Below are 21,478 nucleotides of genomic sequence, written 5' to 3'. Positions count from 1 at the left end.
AACGCGGAAGGCCGGCTTGCGCCGGCCTTCTTCACATCGCGGGATGCTGCGTTGCGCGGAGGTTACTCCGACTCCCACCACATCCAGAACTCGTCCCACAGGCGCTTGAAGAAGCCGCCCTGCTCGACCGCGTTGAGCGCGACCAGCGGGCGCTCGGCCACGACCTTGCCGTCGAGCGTGACCTTCACCGAGCCGATCTTCTGGCCCTTCGCGATCGGCGCGACGAGCTGCTTGGGCACGTCCATCGTCGGCTTCAGCTGGTCGTACTTGCCGCGCTGCACCGTGACCAGCAGCGGTTCGGCGACGCCGAGCTGCACTTCGTCGGACGCGCCCTTCCACACCTTCTGCTTCGCGATCGCCTTGCCGGCGTCGTAGAGGTTGTGCGTCTCGAAGAAACGGAAGCCCCAATTCAGCAGCGCCTGCGAATCCACGGCGCGCTGGTTCTCGCTGCTGGACCCCATGACGACGGAGATCAGGCGCTGGTCGCCGCGCTTGGCCGAGGCCATCAGGCAGTAGCCGGCGCCGGAGTGGTGGCCGGTCTTGATGCCGTCGACCGACGGGTCGCGCCACAGCAGCAGGTTGCGGTTCGGCTGGGTGATCGGACCGACCGTGAATTCCTTGATCTTGTTGTACGAGTACGCGACCGGGTAGTCGTGCACCAGCGCGCGGCCGAGCAGCGCGAGGTCGTGCGCGGTCGAGTAATGCTCCGGCGCGGACAGGCCGGTCGGGTTCACCCAATGCGTGTTCTTCAGGCCGATGCGCTGCGCGTACTGGTTCATCAGCGCTGCGAACGCGTCGGTGCTGCCGGCGACGTGTTCGGCCAGCGCGATGGCGGCGTCGTTGCCCGACTGCACGACCATGCCCTTTTCCATCTCGAGCAACGGCGCGGTCTTGTTGACCTCGAAGCCGGAGTAGCTGCCATCGGTGCCGGCGCCGCCGACGCGCCAGGCGTTCTCGGTCATCATCACCTGGTCGTCGGGCTTGACCTTGCCGGCCGCCATTTCGGCGGCGATGACGTAGCTGGTCATCACCTTGGTGATGCTCGCCGGTTCCAGGCGCTGGTCGTAGTTCTCCCCGGCCAGGACGTTGCCGCTGGCGGCGTCCATCAGCACCCAGGCGCTAGCGGTGATCTGCGGCGGCGGCGGGACCGGCAGCGACTGGCTCGCGGGCGGCAACTGCGTGCGCGGCGTCGGGGTGGTCTGGGCGATGGCGAGGCCGGCCACGAGGGTCGTGGTGGCCGCGAGGACGGCGGCTCTGGCGAGAGCGGGGACTTTCATTTTCAACGAAGCTCCGGGCACCGGCAGGGACCGGCGATTGGCAAGGATGGGACGAATTCTAGTCGCGGACGCGCTGCGGCTGGCCGAAACCCAGACCCGCGATGCGCTGTGCAAGTTCCGTGGCCTGCGTGGCCTGCAGCGGCCCGACGCGCAGCCGCCACACGGTCTGGCCGTTGGCGCTGGCGTCGCTGATCTGGGCGCCGTCGATGCCGGCCGCGCGCAGGCGCGTCAGGGCCCGGTCGGCGTTGTCGCGGGCGGAAAAACTGGCGACCTGGAAGACGACGTCGTCGCCGGCGACCTGGGCCGGTGCTGGCGTCGGAACCGGCGCCGGGACGATGGCGGGCTTCGCCGTGGTGGCGACCGCGACCGCCGCGTCGAACTTGCCGGTCTGGCTGGCCATCGGCGTCGGCTTGCCCGTGGCGATGCGCACGCCGGGCGGAAGTACGGCGGCATTCGCCGAGCCGACCGGGATTGCCGCGACGAGGCGGTCCATCGCGCTCGGGGGCTTCGCCGGCGCGGGTGCAGGCGCCGGAGCCGGCGGCGCGGCGGCGTAGACCGGCGCATCGTCGTCCGGCGTCAGCGCGCGCACTTCGACGTTGCCGGTGCCACGCGCGGTGATGCCGAGCTTCACCGCTGCGGCGTAGGAAAGGTCGATCACGCGGCCGTCGTGGAACGGGCCGCGATCGTTGACGCGCACCACCACCGACCTGCCGTTGTCCAGATTGGTTACGCGCGCGAAGCTCGGCAGCGGCAGCGTCTTGTGCGCGGCGGTGAAGGCGTACATGTCGTACACCTCCAGGTTGGACGTGCGCCGTCCGTGGAACTTCTGGCCGTAGTACGACGCGGTGCCGCGCTCGACGTAGCCCGTCGGGTTGGCGAGCACCTTGTAGGTCTTGCCGAGCACGACGTAGCTCGGGCGATTGCCGATGGCCGAACGCGGCTCGTTGGTGACCTCGGGTTCGGGAATGGCGTCGACGTCGGGGACGTAGTCCGGCGTGCTGTCCTTCACGCCCGGCTTGTACAAACCGCCGGCGGTGTAATGGCCGCGCGTGCTCGGATCTTCCTGCGCGGGCGCGTACGGGGATTTCTTCTTTCCGCCGGGGAGCGGCGCGTGGTGCACGCCACCGCGATCGGGCGCGGCGACCGGCTGCGAACCCGATTTCTTCGGCGAACTCGCGCACGCCGCGAGGGTAAGCACCGCGGCCGCCAGGAGGGCCCGGGCAGGCAGGCGCGTCATGCGGACGGCTGTCCGTCGGATGCGGTCGCGACGTCCGCATCGCCTCGCCCGGCGATGGCCTGGCTCAGCTGGTACACCGCCATCGCGTAATGCTTGGAGATGTTGTAGCGGGTGATCGCGTAAAAGTTGCGGAAGCCGAACCAGTATTCCGGGCCGCTGGTGCCGTCGAGCTTCACCACGGTCGCGTGTTCCCCGGCGGGCGAGACGGGCGTGAGCGGGCGGAAGCCGCGCGTGGCCAGGTCGTCCATCGTGTACAGCGGGTCGAGGCTTTCGGGCTCGATCGGCTGTGCATTGGCGGTCGCGTTCGCGCGCACCGTCACCGGGCCGCCGCGCTCCCAACCGCCCTTCTTCACGAAGTAGTTGGCGATGGAGGCGAAGACGTCGTCGAGGTTGTTGAACAGGTCGCGCTTGCCGTCGCCGTTGCCGTCAACGGCGAACTCGCGGTAGCTCGACGGCATGAACTGGCCCCAGCCCATCGCACCGGCGTAGCTGCCCTTGAGTGTGGTGATGTCCAGTCCCGTTTCCTTGCCCAGCGCGAACAGCTGCGCGAGTTCGCCGCGGAAGAACGCCTCGCGGCGGTTCTCGCGATCGAGCTTGGCCGGGTCGCCGCTGCGCGGATACGCGAAGGCGAGCGTGTACAGCGCATCGAGCACCGGGTACGAGCCGGTATTGCGGCCGTAGTTGGTCTCCACGCCGATGATCGAGACGATCACTTCGGCCGGCACGCCGTAGGTCGCTTCGGCACGTGCGAGTTCGTCGCGGTGTTCGGCGAGGAACGCGCGACCGCCGTCGATGCGCGACTGCGTGATGAAGATCGGGCGGTAATCGCGCCACGGCTTGGCTTCTGCCGGCTTCGACATCGCGGCGATGATGCTGTCGCGGATTTCGGCGCGGGCGAGCACCGACTCGATGTACGCCGGATCGATGCCGTACTGCGCGGCGGTCTCGCGCACGAACGCGGCGCGCGCGACCTCCAGCGGCTGCTGCACGACGGGCGCCGGCAACGCAGGCGTGCCCGGTACCGGACGCGGCTTGGGCGCGGCGGGAGCGGATGCGGTCGGGGTCTGCGGCGCGGGCGCCTGGGTCTGGGTGGCGCAACCGGCCAACGCGGCAAGAATCGCGCTGATCGCGGCGCTACGAGTGAGGTGGCGTCGGGTCATCGCCGCGAGGGTAGCACGCACTTGCGAGGCCAAAAACCGCGTGTTCAGCCTCACCGCGGACAACAGTCAGGTTCACTGCGCCCACTTCGACGCATGCGGTGCGGATCGGTCTCATCCGCGGCGCACGCAGCTTGGTCGTCGACGTTTTCTCAGCGCGCGTAGACCGGGCGATGGGCCCGGACCGCCATCACCACGCCTAGGCCCGCCAGCAGCGAGACCGCGGACGTGCCGCCGTAGCTCAGCAGCGGCATCGGTACGCCGACCACGGGCAAGAGGCCGGAGATCATGCCGCCGTTGACGATCACGTACACGCAGAACGCCAGGCCCAGCGCGCCGGCGATCAGGCGCGAGTAGCCGTCGCGCGCTTCGGAGGCTATCCACAGGCAGCGGCCGATCACGAACAGGTACAGCGCCAGCACCGTCGCCACGCCCATCCAGCCGAATTCCTCGCTCAGCACGGCGAAGATGAAGTCGGTCGTGTGTTCGGGCAGGTAGTTCAGGTGCGACTGCGAGCCCTGCCCCCAACCCTTGCCGGTGAGGCCGCCGGCGCCGATGGCGATCTTCGACTGGATGATGTTCCAGCCGGTGCCGAGCGGGTCGGATTCGGGGTTGAGGAAGGTCAGGATGCGGTCCTTCTGGTACGGCCTCAGCAGCCAGAACCACGCGACGGGCGCGACTGCGGCCACCGCGCCGAAGGCCATGCCGAACCACCACCACGGCAAGCCGGCCAGGTACAGCGCGAACGCGCCGCTGGTGGCGACCAGCATCGCGGTGCCGAAGTCCGGCTGCAGCAGGATCAGCCCGGTCGGCGCGGCGATCAGCAATCCGGCGAGCAGCACGGTGCGGAAGCGCGGCGGCAGCGCCTGACGGTCCAGATACCACGCCACCATCATCGGCAGGCTCAGCTTGAGCAGTTCCGCCGGCTGCACGTAGACGACGCCGAGGTTGATCCAGTGCCGGCCGTGCTTGCCGGTGCCGATCAGCAGCACCAGCAGCAGCGGCACGAGCGAGGCCGCGAACACGAACGGCGTCCAGTTGCGCAGCTGGTTCGGCGGCACGCGCGAAAGCGCCCACATCACGCCGAGCCCCGCGACGAAGAACGCGCCCTGACGCACGACCAGCCCCATGGCATGGTCGGCGGCGCTGTACAGCACGGCCAGCCCGATCACCATCAGCGCGAGCAACGCGCCCAGCAGCGGCAGGTCGAGCGTGCGCGCGAAGCGAACCAGCAGGTCGAACAGCCAGCGCAGGATCTGCCTCATCGGGTGGGCTCCTGGGGCGGTGTCTGTGTCTGTGTTTGCGTCTGCGGCGGTTGCGGCTGCGCTTGCGTTGTCCCGCCCGCGGCAGGCGGAGTTGCGACGGCCGGACGCGGCGTGGGCAGGATCGGCACCACCGGCGCGCCCTGCGTCGCCGCGGCCGCCACGACCGGGGCCGCATGCGGCTGCGCCGGACGCGTGTACTTCGGATCGGTCGGCACCGGTTCGGGCATCTTGCCCAGCAGCCACGCGTCGAAGATCTTGCGCGCGATCGGCGCCGCCGTGCTGCCGCCGAAGCCGCCGTGTTCGACCGAAATGGCCACCACGATGGTCGGGTTGTCCGCCGGCGCATAGCCGACGAACAGCGCCTGGTGACGCAGGTGATACGGCAGCGAGTGCGGATCGAAACTCTGGCTGCCCTTGCGGCTGATCTTCTGCGCCGTGCCGGTCTTGCCCGCCATCAGGTACGGCGCGCCGGCGGCCATCGCGCGGCCGGTGCCGCCCGGGCCCATCGTCGCCATCATCCCCTCCTGCACGGCGCGCAGGTTGTTCGCGTTGTCGGTGATGCGCGGCGCCTCGGGCTGCTTGAGCGGCACCCACGGCGTGTCGTAGCCATCGCGCCGTTCGGCGACCAGGTGCGGACGCACGAGGTGGCCGCCGTTGGCGATCGCCGCCGTGCCACGCACGAGTTGCAACGTGGTGGCGATCCAGTAGCCCTGACCGATGCCCGCGTTCACCGTCTCGCCGGCGTACCACGGCTCCTTGCTGCGCGTGCGCTTCCACTGCGGGGAAGGCACCACGCCCTTGTTCTCGCCGGCCAGGTCGATGCCGGTCTTGTCGCCGAATCCATACTTGCGCATGTACTCGTCGAAGCGCTCGATGCCCATGTCGTAGGCGAGCTTGTAGTAATAGAAATTCACCGACGCGGCGATCGACTTGCGCAGGTCCGTCCAGCCGGCGCCGCCGTGGGCGTCGCGCCAGCCGCGCTTCTGGCCGGGGATGTAGAAGGTGCCGGTCGAAAACACCTTCGACTCGGGCGTGCGCAGGCCGCTGTCCAGGCCGGCCAGGCCGATCAGCGGCTTCACCGTCGAGCCCGGCGGGCCGCCGCCGAGCACGTTGCGGTTGAACAGCGGGCGTGACGGGTTGTCCATCAGCGCGCGGTAATCGACGTTGGAGATGCCGTTGACGAACAGGTTCGTGTCGTAGCCCGGCAGGCTGACCATGGCGAGGATCTCGCCGGTGCGTGGATCCATCGCGATGGCCGAGCCGTCCATGTCGCCGAATGCCGTCACCATCGCCTGCTGCAGGTCCAGGTCGATGCTCAGCCGAAGGTCCGCGCCGGGCGTGGCCGGCACGTGGCCGACCTGGCGCATCGGGCGGCCGTCGACGTTGGTTTCGATCTGCTCGTAGCCGACCTTGCCGCGCAGCGCTTCCTCGTAATAGCGCTCCAGCCCGGTCTTGCCGATGTGCGTGAGCGCCGCGCCGCCTTCGCCCAGCTCTTTCAGGTCGTCCGCGTCGATGCGGCCGACGTAGCCGATCACGTGCGACAACAGCTCGCCATACGGATAACGGCGATTGAGGTACGGCACCAGGTCCACCCCGGGATAGCGCCAGCGATCGACCGCGAAGCGCGCGGCCTCTTCCTCGGTGACGCGCAGCTTCAGCGTGATCGGCTTGTAGCCGCGGGTGGCGCGCCGTTCGTCCTCGAAGCGCGCGATGTCCTCCGGCGTGAGGGCGATGATCTGTCCCAGCGCCGGCAGCCACGTTTCGCTTTTGCCGGCTTCGAACGGCGTCACTTCGATGCGGTAGGCCGGCACGTTGTCGGCCAGCACGCGCCCCTTGCGATCGAGGATCAGCCCGCGCCCCGGCACCACCGGCCGCAGCTTGATGCGGTTGGCTTCCGAACGCGTGGCGTAGTCGTCGTGCTGCCAGACCTGCAGGCGGAAGTACCAGAAGCCCAGCCCCGCCAATGCCAGCATCACGCACGCGAAGGCGATGGCGGAGCGCAATCGGAACTGGTTGGCTTCGGCTGCGCTGTTCTTCAGGACGCGACGACGCGGGCCCATCTCAGCGCGCCCTCCATCGACCGTGGCGGAGCGAATCCAGCGCGACATAGGCCAGCGGCCACAGCACCATTCCGGTGACCGGCGAGGCCCAGCGCAGCGGATGGAGCGGCGCGACGCCGACGGCGATGTGGATCGCCGCGGTGACGATGCAGTCGTTCAATAGCAGGCCGCCGATCGCCAGCGCCTGCTGCGACACCGGGAAGAACCGCAGCCGCGCGCGGAAGCGCTGCAGGATGTAGGCCATCACCACCAGCCGCAGCGCCTGTTCGCCGAACAGGCTACCGGTGACCAGGTCGCCCAGCAGGCCGATGACGAAGGCCAGGCCGAGCCCGACGTGGTCGGGGTCTTCGATCACCCAGTATGCCAGCACCAGCGCCAGCCAGTACGGACGCAGCGGCTGCACCGAGACGGGCAGCGGCAACACCATCAGCATCAGGGCCACGACGATGCTGACCGGCAGTACCCATTGCGGACGGGCGCGGGTCATCGGCGAGTCTCCGACGGCGTCGGCTGGGACGGCGGGTTTGCCGCGGGCGTGCGCGCGGCGGGCGTTGCCGGTTTCTGCGCGGGTGAGGTGCTGGCGGGACGCGTGTTCGTGCCGCTACTCGGCGGGGCGGCGCGGGTCGCGGGCGTGCTGCCTGGGGTACCTGCGGCCGGCGGATTCGCTGCGCCGTTCGCGGCGGGGTTGCCCGGCTGCGTCGATGCAGCGCCTTGGACTGCTGCGGGCGCTGCGCCCGGCGTGGTGGCCGAGACGGTCCCTGCGGCCGCCGCATCCGACGGCGTGAAGGCCGTCGCGCCCGGCAGCGGATTGGGCATCGAAAGCAGCACCAGCACTTCGCGGCCGCGGTCGAGTTGCGCCGCCGGCGTGACTTCGCCGATGAGGAAGGCGCGGCTGTCGTCGGGCTTGAGCGAGGCGATTTTGCCCACCGGGAAGCCCGGCGCGAAACGGCCGCCCAGGCCGGACGTGACCAGCACGTCGCCGACCTTGACGTCGCTGGAGAGCGGCACGCTCGTCAGGCGCAGCTTGTCGCTGCGGCCTTCGCCATACACCACCAGCCGCACGCCGTTGCGCGCCACCGCCACCGGCACCGCGTGCGAGGGATCGGTCAGCAGCAGCACGTTGGCGTACATCGGAGTGACCGCGATGACCTGCCCGAGCAGGCCGTTCGCGTCGATCACGTTCTGCCCGACCTGCACGCGCTCACGCGAGCCGGCATTGAGGACTAGCCGTTGCCGGGCGGGATCGAGGTCAATATCGAGCACCGGCGCGAGGACAACGTCGAGGTTGCCGGACTGCGACGCCTCGAGCAGCCCGCGCAGACGCGCGTTGTCCGCCGCAAGCGTCGCCAGCCGCGCCATGCGCGCCTGGTTGAGCATGAGGTCGTTGCGCAGGCGGCGGTTTTCGGCGGTGAGCTGGGCCAGCGTGCCGGCATCCTCGCGGACGCGGTCGACGACCTGTCCCGGCCAGCCGGCGACCATCCACAGCGGCTGCACGAGCAGCGTCACCTGGCGGCGCGCCTGCGCGACCCAGCCCCCGCGGTGGTCGAGCACGATCAGCACCACCGCCAGCGCCAGGTAGGCGAGCAGCTTGAGCGTGCCGGCCACGTCACCGGGGCGTGCAGAAGCGGGAGGGCCGGCGTAGGTGGGCATCGGGGCCGGAAGAGGCGGATCAGGTGTGGGACTTCGACGTTCGCGGCCGGCCGGGAATCCCCTTCGGCCGGCCGCGATGCGCGTTCATTCGGGGAAAGGACGGCCCGGGGCGTCGAAACGCGATGCCCGAGCCGGTCCCCGGTTCGATCATTCCGGCGCGAAGAACTCGTTGCCGTGCATGTCGACCAGCTCCAGCGCGCGGCCGCCGCCGCGGGCGACGCAGGTCAGCGGGTCGTCGGCGACCTGCACGTGCAGGCCGGTTTCCTCGCTGATCAGGCGGTCCAGGTCGCGCAGCAACGCGCCGCCGCCCGTCAGGACGATGCCGCGCTCGGCGACGTCGGCGCACAGTTCCGGCGGGGTCTGCTCCAGCGCCAGCTTGATCGCCGAGACGATGCCGGCCAGCGGCTCGCGCAGCGCTTCCAGCACTTCGTTGGAGTTGATGGTGATCATCTTCGGCACGCCCTCGGCGAGGTTGCGGCCGGAGACTTCCACCGTCGCCGCCTTCTGCTGCGGGTAGGCGCAACCGATCTCGAGCTTGATGCGCTCGGCCGTGGCTTCGCCGATCAGCGTGCCGTAGGTGCGGCGGACGTAGCTGATGATCGACTCGTCGAAGCGGTCGCCGCCGATGCGGACCGACGCGGAATAGACGATGCCGTTGAGCGCGATGACCGCCACTTCCGTGGTGCCGCCGCCGATGTCCACCACCATCGAGCCGCGGGCCTCGGTCACCGGCATGCCGGCGCCGATGGCGGCCGCCATGGGCTCCTCGATCAGGTAGACCTCGCGGGCACCGGCCTCTTCGGCCGATTCCTTGATCGCGCGGCGCTCCACCTGGGTCGAGCCGCACGGCACGCAGACCAGCACGCGCGGGCTCGGGCGCAGGAAACGGCTCTTGTGCACCTTGCGGATGAAGTGCTTGAGCATTTCCTCGGTGTAGGTGAAGTCGGCGATGACGCCGTCCTTCATCGGCCGGATGGTCGTGATGTGGCCCGGCGTGCGCCCGAGCATCATCTTGGCCTCGCTGCCCACCGCCGCCACGGTGCGGTTGCCGCCGATCAGGCGGTCCTGGCGGACGGCCACGACGGACGGCTCGTTCAGGACGATTCCCTGCCCGCGGACGTAGATGAGGGTGTTCGCCGTGCCCAGGTCGATGGACAGGTCGTTGGAAAACATGCCGCGAAACTTCTTGAACATCGAGGATCGGCCGTCGAAAAGGTGGGGGCGTGAGAGGCGCGTGAGGGGTTCGCTAGCCTAGCAACCACCCCCTTGCGGCACAAGGAAAATACCTGCAATTCCGGGCACTTCGTGCCCTCTCCCGTCACGTTTCGGAAGCGTCCTATGCCGGGGCGGGCGAACGGTTCAGCTGGGCGGCCGCTGGCCGCGGGCGCCCCCAGCGGCTACCCTAGCGCCCGCGCGGCGCTGGGCCGCTGCTCCGTGACCTCACGCACCACGCCGTAACCGCGCCGCGGACGGCCCTGAACCTTGGGAATTTCGATGTCTGCACTGATCTGCGGCTCGCTGGCCTACGACACCATCATGGTGTTCCCCGACCAGTTCAAGAACCACATCCTGCCCGACAAGGTGCACATCCTGAATGTGTCCTTCCTCGTCCCGCGGATGCGCCGCGAGTTCGGCGGCTGCGCCGGCAACATCGCCTACAACCTCAAGCTGCTCGGCGGCGATCCGATCCCGATGGCGACCGTCGGCCAGGACTTCGCGCCCTATCGCGAGCACTTCCAGCAGCAGGGCATCAACCTGTCGCAGGTGAAGGAGATCGAAGAGCTCTTCACGCCGCAGGCCTTCATCACCACCGACCACGACAACAACCAGATCACCGCGTTCCATCCGGGCGCGATGATGCGTTCGTACGAGAACCACGTGCGCGACGTTCCGGGCGTGACGTTCGGCATCGTCAGCCCCGACGGTCGCGAAGGCATGCTGCAGAACGCGCAGGAATTCGCCGAGCTGGGGATTCCCTTCATCTTCGATCCGGGCCAGGCCATGCCGCTGTTCAACGGCGAGGAACTGCGCAACTTCATCGAGCTGGCCGACTACGTCACCGTCAACGACTACGAATCCAACCTGCTGCAGGAACGCACCGGCTGGAGCGAAAACGACATCGTCAAGCGCGTGAAGGCCTACATCACCACGCGCGGACCGCATGGCTCGCAGATCCACACGCCCGAGAAGACCATCGACGTCCCGCCCGCGCACGAGCGCCGCGTGACCGATCCGACCGGTTGCGGCGACGCGTTCCGCGCCGGCCTGATCTACGGCATCGAGAAGGGCTACGACTGGCTCACCATCGGCCGCATGGGCAACCTGATGGGCGCGCTGAAGGTCGAACATCCGGGCACGCAGAACCAGCGCTTCGATTTCGACGAGTTCAACGAACAGTTCAAGCAGCAGTTCGGTTACGCGCTGTAACGCGGCGGAGCATCGGACGCGATCGAAAAACCCCGCATCTCGCGGGGTTTTTCGTATCCGCACGCGTCACATCATGTGCGCCAGCCAGAGCATCTCCGGCGCGGCGAGGCGCTCGAACTCGCGGTACGGCATGCGCACCACTTCGGTGTGGTTGCCGGCGTTGAATGCGATCTCTTCCTGGTGCGCCAGTCGGGAATCGATATAGACCGGCATGCCGTAGAGATGGCCGAACGGCGGCATCGCGCCCGGCTCGCAGTCGGGGAACGCATCGCGGAATTCGGTCTCCTCCGCCAGTTCCACCGGCACGCCGCCAAGGGCGAGCGACAGGCGGTAAAGATCCGCGCGATACGCCGCCGGCATCACGACCATGGCGAGTCGGCCGTCGGCCTTGAGCATCACCGTCTTGGCGAAGTGGTTGGGCTCCACGCGCACCGCCGATGCGGTCTCGTGCGCGGTCACCGTGCGCGGATGCGTGAGCGTCGTGTAGGGCGCCTGGCCCTGGTCGAGCAGGTTGTGCAGACGTGGGGAGAGCATGGCGTCCTCCACCCGATGGGCCATGCCGCCTGCGTTCCGATCGCGACCGCGTGGCTTGCTGACCGGCCCGCGTCATCCGTGTGCGTGCCGCCTGATGCGCGACGACGTGCGCCGGCATCGGGATCGAGCTTACGGATGTTGGTGTAAGGCGATGTGCACGACGGCGTCCTCGCTTTAGCCCCTCTCCCCACGGGAGAGGGGTTGGGGTGAGGGGCAACGAAGCGGCAGCCTCAAACGTGCGATGCAGTGAAGCACTCCCCGTTGCAGCCCTGACTCTTCCTTGCCGTCATCCGCCCGGGATCAGGTGCAGGGCACCTTCTCAACTACGCACTCCCTTCGGTCGCAGCAGCAGCTCAATTCCACTTCGGCATCTTCGAAGCATCCAGCCCGCCCACCTCGAACACCGCGGTGCGCGTGCCGCCGGCCTTCACCGGAAACTCAAGGGCGATGACCTTCGCGGCCTTCACCGTCTTCCACAGCATCTTCTCGTCCTCGATGAACATCGCGATGGCCTCGTCGGTTTTGGGCCGGCTCGCGTCCACCGGCTTCGGCGCGGCGTCGTCGATCTTCAGCTTCACCTTGCAGCCGCCGTAGCAGTCGAAATCGCCCTTCTCCAGCACGAGGTAGCTGCTGCGGCCCCAGTCGGGACGATCGCGGAAGATCAGTTGCACCGGACGCGGACCGCTGCCGTCGGTGTCGACGGGATTCTTCGCGTAGATCGACGCCGACACCTGCTCGCCCTTCTCGACCGGCTGCGTCTGGTACGTCCACAACGCGGCGGTGCGGCGCTGCTCGCGCGCCTGCGCGGCCTTTTCCCGCACTTCGTTGTAGCGCGTTTCGATGCGACCGAACGCCGCACTGCTCGGATACTTGGCCGCGAGCACGTCGCCGTGCGCACGTGCGAGTTCCCAGTTCTGCTTGCCGTATTCGGCCTCGAACGCCTTGGCCATTTCGTCGGCGGCCTGCTCCTGCGCGGCCGCCTGCGCGGCGGCTTCGGCCTTCGGATCGCTCGCCGGCTGGCACGCGGCGAGGGCGCCTGCGAGCACGACGGTGGAGCATCTGATTGCGGCGCGCTTGATTACAGCGTGCTTGATTGCAGCGCGTTCCATTGCGGCATGTTTCATCGTTGCCTTCCTCGTTCGATCAGTTCGACCACGGCGTTCGCGACCGCGTCGGGCTTTTCCAGTATCGACATGTGGCCGCAGCCTTCCAGCATGATGCGCCGCGCCTGCGGGATGCGCTGCGCGTACAGCGCGAGCGCGCTCGCGTCGATCACCGCGTCCTGGCGGCACCATAGCAGCAGCGCCGGCTGGCGGATGCGCACGGCGTCATCGCCTGGCAGGAAGCGCTCGTCGCTGCGACCGATGCGATCGAGCACGGCCTGTTCGAATGCGGCGTCCTGCGTTCGCCGCGCGATGTAGACGCGGTCGGCGGGCCAGGGGATCGTCGGCTTCGCGGCATCGTCGAAGAACACCGTGTCGAGATAGCGTTGCAGCGACGCTTCGTCGTACACGGCGAACGGATTCCTCCCGGCGAGCACGTCGATGCCGAAGCGGTTGTCACGGAAACGCACGCCGGCCGCATCGATCAACGCCACGCGCGCGACACGTTCCGGATGCCGCGCCGCGGTGAGCGCAGCGATGCCGCCGCCCATCGAATGGCCGAGGAGCACGACGGGTTCGTCAGGTGATACGGCCTGGAGGAAACGCGCGACGCGTTCGCTCTGCGCGATGAAGCCGTAGTCGGCGTTGTCGATGCGATTCGATTCGCCCCAGCCTGGCAGGTCGGGCACGACGACGCGGTAACGCTCACGCAAGCGACGCGCAACCGGAAACCAGTTTTCCTTGCTGCCGGTGAAGCCGTGCAGCATCACGACGGTGGGCGCATTGCGCGGCGCGTCGTCGTTGTAGGCGTAGACCCAATGGTCGTCGCCGATCTGCACGCTGGCTTTCGACAGGCCCGCGGCGATGCGCTGACGCGTGAAGTCGCCGCTGATGATCGCGTAGGGTTTGTGCCAGAGAAGCGCCGCCGCGAGGAGCAGCAGCGCGAGCAGTGCGATGGAAATGAGGCGGAGGCGGCGATGGCGCGGCACGGTCACCTCGTATCCCATGAAAGTGCGGGGTCGGCAGGCCACCGCAGCGCACGTCCCGCCCCTCACCCCAACCCCTCTCCCGGTGGGAGAGGGGCTTACGGCGCCCCGCTGCGGGGACGCCGCTGTTCTTACGACTTCGCCGGCTGCTTCGCCTTCGCGATCGTCTCTTCCACCGACTGCGTGGTGATCGGGTGATAGCCGGCGCGCGCCTTGGCGAAGGTGTCTTCGGCGAGCTTCAGGCCTTCCGGCGTTTTCACCAGTTCGGCGTAGGTGGGCATGATCAGCTTGCGACGGCCCACGCGCGCGATGAACTCTGCCGCGGCCGGGTTCGCCTGCGTGTATCCGCTGCGCACCGCCAGCGGATACCAGCGCTGCGCGATCTCGCCGTTCGGCGTGCCGGTGAAGTGGAACGCGGCATCCAGCGCGGCCAGCTGCTCGGGCTTGAGCGTTTCCGGCATGCCGTCGATGAAGTGCACCCATTCCTGCGTGCTCCACTTCGACGTTGCGTCCTTCGCGGGAAGCGTGCCGCTGTCGAGCCACGCCTTGCGCGCGGCGTCCACCGCGTCGAAACGCGGCGACACGGTCTTGGGCGCCGTATCGGGCACGCCCGGCTCGTAGATCCACTGGTCGAGCTCGGCTTCGGTCACCTTGCCCGGGTACTTCTCCAGCAGGTTCTTCTTCGCGTACTCGACGAAGGTCGTCGTCGGGATCGACTGGAACGCGAAGTGGTTGAAGTATTCCTTCAGAAACGGATCGAACGCCTCGCGGCCGTAGCGCTCTTCCAGGAACTGCAGGAACCACGCGCCCTTGGTGTAGACGGTCGAGCTGCTCTGGCCATCCGGATCGGCCAGCGTGCCCGGACGCAGCGCCAGCACCTGCAGCTTGGGATCGAGCTCCTTGTACTCGGCGCCCAGTTCATTGCGCGAGATGACCTTCTCCATGTCGGCCGCTTCCTTGCCGTACAGGTCCTCGACGATGCGGTTCTCGACGTAGCTGGTGAAGCCCTCGTTGAGCCAGCTGTCCTTCGGCGTGGAGAACGTCACCAGGTTGCCCGACCAGCTGTGCGCCAGTTCATGCGCGACCAGCGACACCAGCGATTTGTCGCCCACGATCACCGTCGGCGTGGCGAAGGTCAGGCGCGGGTTTTCCATGCCGCCGTACGGGAACGACGGCGGCAGCACGAGGATGTCGTAACGCTCCCAGCGGTACGGGCCGTAGAGGCGCTCGGCCGTCTGCATCATCTTGTCGGTATCGGCGAACTCGTCGGCTGCCTTCTTCACCATCCCCGGCTCGGCCCACACGCCGGCGCGTCCGCTGATCGGCTGGAACACCAGGTCACCCGCGGCGATCGCCAGCAGGTACGATGGGATCTTCTGCGGCATCTTGAACGTGTAGTCGCCGTCGCGCGCGGCCTTGGGATCGTTGTCGGCGCTCATCAGCACCATCGCTTCCTGCGGCGCGGTCACGTGCGCGGTGTAGGTGAAGCGCACCTGCGGCGTGTCCTGCAGCGGCACCCACGAACGCGCGTGGATCTGCTGCGACTGGCTGAACATGAAGGGGGTCTTCTTGCCCTGCGTCATTTCCGGCGTGAGCCACTGCAGGCCCGAGGCATCGGGCGAGGTGTGGTAGGTCACGCGGATGCGCGGATTACGCTGCGGCGCCTCGATGGTGAGCTTGCTGCCGAGCACCTTGTCCTTGTCGGCGAGCGCGAACTTCAGGTCTTCCCACTTTCCGTCGCTGCGTTCGCCGACGACCTTCTCGATGGTCAGGTCGCGCGTGTCCAGCACCAGCTGCGTGGCGTTCTTGTCGAGCCACTCCAGCGTGTAGGTCGCGCTGCCGCCGAGCTGCTTGTTGTCGAAATCGACCTTCAGCTCCAGCGCGAGGTCATCGATGCGGACCTTGTCGGGCTGTGCGAAGGAGTATTCGTCAACGATGGCGGTCGTCTTCTGGTCGGCGGTGGTCACGGCGGCGGTGTCCTTCGCGGCGGTGCCGGCGGGCGGCGCGGCGTCGCGCGAACAACCGGCGGCGAGGGCGGCGGCGAGGCACAGGGTCAGCATCGAATAACGCATGGGAGAACCGGTTCTGGCGGGTGAGCGGGCGAGTGTAGCGCGGCCTGCCGGCCCACCTCACGCCGCACCGATGCACGGACGCCTACCCTGCCCGGAGCCTCGCCCGGAGCCCGTATTGAACCGCTGCGCCCTGGAAACCGCCTTTCGGCCTGGCCTTGCCGCCCTGCTTCTGGGCGGCCTGGTCGCCTGCGTTGCATCCACTCCGCAGCGCACGGACGCGCCTGCGACCGCGCGCGTCGAAACGCCTGTCGAAACGCCCGATCTCGCAATGCCGGCGCTGTTCGCCGTGGTGCAACAGGTGCCTGTGTTCGACGACCAGAAGACCTTCGCCGACGCCCGTCCGCTGCGCGATCCGGCGGACATCGAGGCCGACTTCCTCGCGCAGCGCGACGCGACGGACTTCCGACTGGCGACATTCGTGAAGGTGAATTTCGACGTACCCACGCAGGTCGCGACCTCGCAGGTGAAGGTCGGGCGCACGCTCGAAGCGCACATCGACGGCCTGTGGCCGCAACTCACGCGCATCGATCCGGCGCCGCTGCCGTACGACAGCCGCCTGACGTTGCCGCATGCGTATGTCGTGCCCGGCGGACGTTTCCGCGAGATGTACTACTGGGACTCGTATTTCACGATGCTCGGCCTGGTCGAAAGCGGACAGCGGGATCGCGCGCGCGACATGGTTGCCAACTTCGCCGCGCTGATCGACGCCTACGGCCACATTCCGAACGGCGCGAGAAGCTATTACCTCAGCCGCTCGCAGCCGCCGTATTTCTCGCACATGGTCGAGCTGGAGGCGCGCGTCGAGGGCGACACGGCGTATCGCCGTTACCTGCCGCAGCTGCGTCGCGAACATGCGTTCTGGATGCAGGGCGCGTCGTCGCTCGCGCCCGGACAGGCCTCGCGGCGCGTCGTGCGCCTGGACGACGGCAACGTGCTGAATCGCTACTGGGACGACCGCGACACGCCGCGTCCGGAAGCATGGCTGCACGACGTGCGCACCGCAGCGAGCGAGCCGCAGCGCCCGCCGACGGAAGTGTTCCGCGAACTGCGCGCCGGTGCGGAAAGCGGCTGGGATTATTCGAGCCGCTGGCTGGGCGACGGCAACACGCTTGGCACGATCCGCACCACCGCATTCGTACCGGTCGATCTCAACAGCCTCATGCATCACCTGGAAGCGACCATCGCCCTCGCCTGTCGCAAGACTGCGCAGCCGGACTGCGTGCGCGAGTTCGACGAGCGCGCATCGCGACGCGCTGCGGCGATCGAGAAGCACCTGTGGAACGCCGACGGCTTTTACGCCGATTACGACTGGCAGCGTCGCCAGATAAGCACGAAGGTGACGGCGGCTTCGCTGTATCCGCTGTTCGTCGGAATAGCGTCACCACAGCGCGCGAAGCTCACCGCGGTGACGGTGCGCACGCAGTTGTTACATCCCGGTGGCCTGTTGACCACGACACTGCGCACCGGCCAGCAATGGGACGCGCCGAACGCGTGGGCGCCGTTGCAGTGGGTCGCGGTCGAAGGATTGCGTCGCTACGGCGAAGACGCGCTGGCGAAGGACATCGCGACGAACTTCCTCGGCGAGGTGCAGCGCGTGTTCAACGACCAGCACAAGCTCGTCGAGAAGTACGACGCGACGGGCGAGGCGCACGGAGGCGGCGGCGAATACCCGCTGCAGGACGGATTCGGCTGGACCAACGGCGTGGTGCGGGCGTTGCTGGTGCGGTATCCGGTGCCCGATGCGGTGCGGAAGCAGCCGGGAGAGTGAGCGCTTGTTGTTGCTTTGGAGCGCTTGTTGTTGCTTGGAGCTCTTGTTGCTTTGGATCGTCATTCCCGCGAAGGCGGGAATCCAGGGACTTTTCACGCTCTACGAGTGGTCTTGACGAACTGCAGCGAGGCGCATCCCACGTTGGAAACGCGCGGGGAAAGCATGCAACGTCCATGGATTCCCGCCTTCGCGGGAATGACGGAGATGTCGTTCGCCGGCGAGGGAGCTCCCTGAAGCGCCAGGTGCCCCGGATGTGCCCGCACGCTCCGCACCTGGGTCCCGGCTTTCGCCGGGACGGCGTCAGACGTCAGACCTTGTAACCGGTGTGGATCGCCACGATGCCGGCCGACAGGTTGCGGTAATCGCAGCGCGCGAAGCCAGCCGACTGCATCATCGCCTTCAGTTCGTCCTGCGGCGGATGCTTGCGGATGCTCTCGGCCAGGTACTGGTAGCTGTCGGCGTCGTTGGCGAACAGCTTGCCCAGGCGCGGCAGCACCTTGAACGAATGGAAGTCGTAGATCGGCTTGAACCATTCGGCCTTCACTTCCGAGAACTCCAGCACGCGCGCCTGTCCGCCGACCGTCAGCACGCGATGCATCTCGCGCAGCGCGGCGTCCTTGTCGGTGACGTTGCGCAGGCCAAAGGCAATCGTCACCAGGTCGAAACTCCCATCCGGGAACGGCAGCTTCTCGGCGTTCATCTGCACGTATTCGAAGCCGGCGACCTTGCCCATGTCGGTCATGCGGTCGCGGCCGGTGCGCAGCATCGCGCCGTTGATGTCGCCCAGCACGATGCTGCCGGCCTCGCCCACGCGGTCGCGCAGCAGCAGCGCGATGTCGCCCGTGCCGCCGGCGAGGTCGAGCACGCGGTCGCCGCGCTTGACCTGGCTGGTGCCGACGAAATAGCGCTTCCACACGCGGTGGATGCCCATCGACATCAGGTCGTTCATCAGGTCGTAGTTGCTCGCGACGGACGAAAAGACCTGACCGACGAGCTTCTGCTTCTCGCCGGTGGGGACGTCGCGGAAACCGAAGTGGGTCGTGCCGGATGTGGCGTCTGGCTTCTGGCGGGGATCGTTCATGCGGCGATTATCGCACCCCGTGCGAGAATTCACCGCCGCCGGCCGGGCCTTACGCCCTCTTCACGCCCATGCCGCGCCAGGAGGACGACCGCGCCGATGAGCCGCTACGCGCCGCGCGAATGGGCCGAGCACGAACGCCCGAAGCTTCCGGGCTCGCCCTCCACCCCGCTGCACACGCCGCGCCGCCGGGTGGCCTTCGCCGTGGTGGGGTTCATCGTGGCGATCACCGGCGGCCTCGGGAACGCGCTGGTGACGGCCAACCTGCTCAACCTGCAGGGCGCGCTGGGCGCGACATCGGCCGAGGTGCAGTGGCTGCCTGCGGCCTACGTGATGACCAACGTCTCGGTGAACCTGATCCTGGTGAAGTTCCGCCAGCAGTTCGGGCTTCGCGCCTTCACCGAGGTTTTCCTCGGGCTGTACGCGCTGGTCGCGTTCGCGCACCTGTTCGTGCACGGGCTCGAATCGGCCATCGCGGTGCGCGCGGCGCATGGCATCGCGGGCGCGGCGCTCAGCACGCTGGGGCTGTACTACATGATGCAGGCCTTCAGCGCCGAGCACCGCCTGCGCGGGCTGGTGGTCGGCATCGGCGTGGCGCAGCTTGCGACGCCGCTGGCGCGCATCTTCTCGGCCGAACTGCTGGAGTTCGGCGAATGGCGCGGGCTGTACCTGTTCGAGCTGGGCCTGGCCCTGATCGCGCTGGCCGGCGTGCTGATGCTGCGGCTGCCGCCGAGCGATCGCATGAAGGTGTTCGAGAAGACCGACTTCCTCACCTTCGCGCTGTTCGCGCCGGGGATGGCGCTGCTGTGCGCGGTGCTGTCGCTGGGTCGCATCGACTGGTGGTTCGACGCCGAATGGATCGGCTGGGCGCTCGCCGGCGCCATCGTGCTGCTCACCAGCGCGATCGCGGTCGAGCATTTCCGCGCGAATCCGCTCATCAACACGCGCTGGCTCGCCAGCGGCACGATGGTGCGGCTGGGCGTGTCGGTTTTGCTGATCCGCTTCGCGCTGTCGGAACAGAGCACCGGCGCGGTGGGCTTCATGCAGGCGCTGGGTCTGACCAACGACCAGATGCACGGAATGTTCGCGATGGTCGCGCTCGGCTGCGCGCTGGGCATCGTTGCGAGCGCGCTGACGCTGGTGCCCGGCCGCATGATCGTGCCGTCGTCGATCGCGCTGGCGTGCATTGCCATCGGTGCACTGCTCGACGCGCACTCGACCAACCAGACGCGCCCGCAGGACATGATGCTGAGCCAGTTCCTGATCGGCTTCGGCAGCACGTATTTCCTCGGCCCGGCGATGATCCTCGGCATGGGCCAGGTGATCGCGCAGCCGCGCAACCTCATCACCTTCGTGGTGCTGTTCGGCATGGCGCAGAACCTCGGCGGCCTGGTCGGCACCGCCGCGCTGGGCACCTTCCAGACCGCGCGCGAGAAGTACCACTCCAGTCAGCTGGTCGAACACCTGACGTTGCAGGATCCGCTCGTTGCCGCGCGCGTGCAGGCCGGCGCGGCGGCCTACGCACCCATCGTCGCCGACCCCGCCACGCGCAACGCGCTGGGCATGCGGGCGCTGGGCACCGCGGCTTCACGCGAGGCGAACGTGCTGGCCTACAACGATGTGTTCATGCTGATCGCCGCCATCGCGCTGCTGACCATGGTGTGGATGCTGATCCATCGCCTGCGCCTGCTGAAGCGCGACCGCGCGCTCGCCCGCGCCGCCTCTTCCCCCGCTCCGCTGCCGACGCCCGCTCCATGAATTCGCCCGCTCCGATCGACCCCACCGCCTCCGCGCAGACCGCCGCACGCAAGCGCCGGCGTCGCTGGCAGATGGCCGCCTTCGCCGGCGTCGCGCTGGCCGGCGTGCTGATCGTGCTCTACGCCTGGCGCCTGCCGCCGTTCCGCAGCGCGATCCAGACGACCGAAAACGCGGCGGTGCACGGCCAGGTCACGATCATCGCGCCGCAGCTCGCCGGCTACGTCACGAAGGTCGCGGTGCAGGATTTCGAGCACGTGAAGCAGGGCCAGCTGCTGGTGCAGATCGACGACCGCATCTACCGGCAGCGGCTCGAACAGGCGCAGGCGAAGCTGCAGAGCGAACAGGCCGCGCTGGCCAACGCCACGCAGCAGCAAGCCACCGCCGCGGCCGGCATCGCGCAGGGCGAAGCGGCCGTGCGCAACGCGCAGGCGCTGCAGAAGAAGGCGCAGGCCGACCTCGCGCGCATCGAGCCGCTCGCGCGCCAGCGCCTGCTCTCGCAGGCCGATCGCGACCAGGCGCAGGCGGCGAGCACGCAGGCGCTGGCCGGCGTGTCGGAGGCGCAGGCGGCGCTGGAGATCGCACGCCAGAACGCGCGCAGCGTGACCGTCAACACCGGCGTGCTCGAAGCCGCCGTCGCGAGCGCGCAGGCGGCGATCCGGCTGGCGGAGATCGATCTGGAAAACACGCGCATCCTCGCGCCGCGCGACGGGCAGCTGGGCCAGGTCGCGGTGCGCGTCGGCGCGTACGTCAACGTCGGCACGCAGCTGATGGGCCTGGTGCCCGAGCGCATGTGGGTGGTGGCGAACATGAAGGAGACGCAGATGGAGTTCGTGCGCATCGGCCAGCCGGCGACGTTCACCGTCGATGCGCTTGGCGGCGCGCGCCTGCGCGGGCGCGTGGAGGAGATCTCCCCCGCGACCGGCTCCGAATTCGCCGTGCTGCCGGCCGACAACGCCACCGGCAATTTCGTGAAGATCGCCCAGCGCATCCCGGTGAAGATCGCCATCGACGCCGACCAGCCGCTCAAGGCGCGGCTGCATCCGGGCATGTCGGTCGAAGTGCGCATCGACACGTCCGATGCGCGACGGGATGCCCGACGCTGACCC

17 protein-coding genes are annotated in these 21,478 nt (G+C 68.3%); 4 read left to right on the top strand and 13 right to left on the bottom strand.

The window, feature by feature from the left end; all coding sequences use genetic code 11:
* Positions 1–62: 62 nt before the first annotated feature.
* The 8 genes from GOY17_RS02265 to GOY17_RS02230 all read right to left on the bottom strand — a co-directional run bounded on the left by GOY17_RS02265 (position 63) and on the right by GOY17_RS02230 (position 9,840).
* Positions 63–1,277, bottom strand: coding sequence for a D-alanyl-D-alanine carboxypeptidase family protein (locus tag GOY17_RS02265; protein ID WP_157029132.1), 1,215 nt, complete (start codon positions 1,275–1,277; stop codon positions 63–65).
* A 58-nt stretch (positions 1,278–1,335) separates the two neighbouring features.
* On the bottom strand, positions 1,336–2,514 hold the full coding sequence (locus GOY17_RS02260) for a septal ring lytic transglycosylase RlpA family protein (protein WP_157029130.1): 1,179 nt from the start codon (positions 2,512–2,514) through the stop codon (positions 1,336–1,338).
* Positions 2,511–3,674 carry a lytic murein transglycosylase B gene (gene mltB, locus GOY17_RS02255; RefSeq protein ID WP_157029129.1) on the bottom strand — a complete coding sequence of 388 codons (1,164 nt, stop codon included), beginning with the start codon at positions 3,672–3,674 and terminating at the stop codon, positions 2,511–2,513. The genes GOY17_RS02260 and mltB overlap by 4 nt, the downstream gene beginning before the upstream one ends.
* Positions 3,675–3,823: 149 nt before the next feature.
* Positions 3,824–4,936 carry a rod shape-determining protein RodA gene (rodA, locus tag GOY17_RS02250; RefSeq protein ID WP_115841172.1) on the bottom strand — a complete coding sequence of 371 codons (1,113 nt, stop codon included), beginning with the start codon at positions 4,934–4,936 and terminating at the stop codon, positions 3,824–3,826.
* Positions 4,933–6,996 carry a penicillin-binding protein 2 gene (gene mrdA, locus GOY17_RS02245; RefSeq protein ID WP_157029128.1) on the bottom strand — a complete coding sequence of 688 codons (2,064 nt, stop codon included), beginning with the start codon at positions 6,994–6,996 and terminating at the stop codon, positions 4,933–4,935. Before mrdA ends, rodA begins: the two co-directional genes overlap by 4 nt.
* A gap of 1 nt (position 6,997) precedes the next feature.
* Positions 6,998–7,483, bottom strand: coding sequence for a rod shape-determining protein MreD (mreD, locus tag GOY17_RS02240; RefSeq protein ID WP_157029126.1), 486 nt, complete (start codon positions 7,481–7,483; stop codon positions 6,998–7,000).
* Positions 7,480–8,646, bottom strand: a complete 1,167-nt coding sequence (gene mreC, locus GOY17_RS02235; RefSeq protein ID WP_157029124.1) for a rod shape-determining protein MreC — start codon at positions 8,644–8,646, stop codon at positions 7,480–7,482. Before mreC ends, mreD begins: the two co-directional genes overlap by 4 nt.
* 147 nt (positions 8,647–8,793) lie before the next feature.
* Positions 8,794–9,840: a rod shape-determining protein gene (locus tag GOY17_RS02230; protein WP_115841168.1), complete on the bottom strand. Its 1,047-nt coding sequence runs from the start codon at positions 9,838–9,840 to the stop codon at positions 8,794–8,796.
* Between the two features lie 300 nt (positions 9,841–10,140).
* On the opposite strand from GOY17_RS02230, the gene GOY17_RS02225 reads away from it, so the two are divergent.
* Positions 10,141–11,073, top strand: coding sequence for a carbohydrate kinase family protein (locus GOY17_RS02225; RefSeq protein ID WP_115841167.1), 933 nt, complete (start codon positions 10,141–10,143; stop codon positions 11,071–11,073).
* Positions 11,074–11,139: 66 nt separating this feature from the next.
* Here the strand turns inward: GOY17_RS02225 and GOY17_RS02220 are convergent, their stop codons facing one another.
* The 4 genes from GOY17_RS02220 to GOY17_RS02205 all read right to left on the bottom strand — a co-directional run bounded on the left by GOY17_RS02220 (position 11,140) and on the right by GOY17_RS02205 (position 15,768).
* The gene (locus GOY17_RS02220; protein ID WP_115841166.1) at positions 11,140–11,607 is read right to left on the bottom strand and encodes an aminoacyl-tRNA deacylase; all 468 of its coding nucleotides are present in this window, start codon (positions 11,605–11,607) and stop codon (positions 11,140–11,142) included.
* Positions 11,608–11,960: 353 nt separating this feature from the next.
* Complete coding sequence (locus GOY17_RS02215; protein WP_425482318.1) at positions 11,961–12,716, bottom strand: hypothetical protein; 756 nt, start codon at positions 12,714–12,716, stop codon at positions 11,961–11,963.
* 11 nt (positions 12,717–12,727) lie between these two features.
* Complete coding sequence (locus GOY17_RS02210) at positions 12,728–13,699, bottom strand: alpha/beta fold hydrolase (protein WP_232338507.1); 972 nt, start codon at positions 13,697–13,699, stop codon at positions 12,728–12,730.
* A 128-nt stretch (positions 13,700–13,827) separates the two neighbouring features.
* Entirely contained in the window at positions 13,828–15,768 is a 1,941-nt protein-coding gene (locus GOY17_RS02205; protein ID WP_157029120.1) for a M1 family metallopeptidase, read from the bottom strand.
* Positions 15,769–15,883: 115 nt separating this feature from the next.
* Between GOY17_RS02205 and treA the strand changes: the two genes are divergently transcribed.
* On the top strand, positions 15,884–17,536 hold the full coding sequence (gene treA, locus GOY17_RS02200; protein ID WP_332310575.1) for an alpha,alpha-trehalase TreA: 1,653 nt from the start codon (positions 15,884–15,886) through the stop codon (positions 17,534–17,536).
* Between the two features lie 307 nt (positions 17,537–17,843).
* On the opposite strand, the gene ubiE is transcribed toward treA, so the two are convergent.
* On the bottom strand, positions 17,844–18,617 hold the full coding sequence (ubiE, locus tag GOY17_RS02195) for a bifunctional demethylmenaquinone methyltransferase/2-methoxy-6-polyprenyl-1,4-benzoquinol methylase UbiE (protein ID WP_157029117.1): 774 nt from the start codon (positions 18,615–18,617) through the stop codon (positions 17,844–17,846).
* Positions 18,618–18,713: 96 nt separating this feature from the next.
* Between ubiE and GOY17_RS02190 the strand changes: the two genes are divergently transcribed.
* Together GOY17_RS02190 and GOY17_RS02185 are read left to right on the top strand one after the other, a co-directional pair.
* A complete protein-coding gene (locus tag GOY17_RS02190; protein WP_157029115.1) occupies positions 18,714–20,372 on the top strand; it encodes an MFS transporter in 1,659 nt (552 codons plus the stop codon).
* Positions 20,369–21,475 (top strand): HlyD family secretion protein, encoded by a 1,107-nt coding sequence (locus tag GOY17_RS02185; RefSeq protein WP_157029113.1) that lies wholly within the window; start codon positions 20,369–20,371, stop codon positions 21,473–21,475. The genes GOY17_RS02190 and GOY17_RS02185 overlap by 4 nt, the downstream gene beginning before the upstream one ends.
* Positions 21,476–21,478 lie beyond the last annotated feature (3 nt).

This window comes from Lysobacter soli (assembly GCF_009755585.1).
Classification (GTDB): Bacteria; Pseudomonadota; Gammaproteobacteria; order Xanthomonadales; family Xanthomonadaceae; genus Lysobacter_J; species Lysobacter_J soli.
Note: the sequence above shows the minus strand (reverse complement) of the source record. Positions and strands in the feature narration are given on the sequence as shown.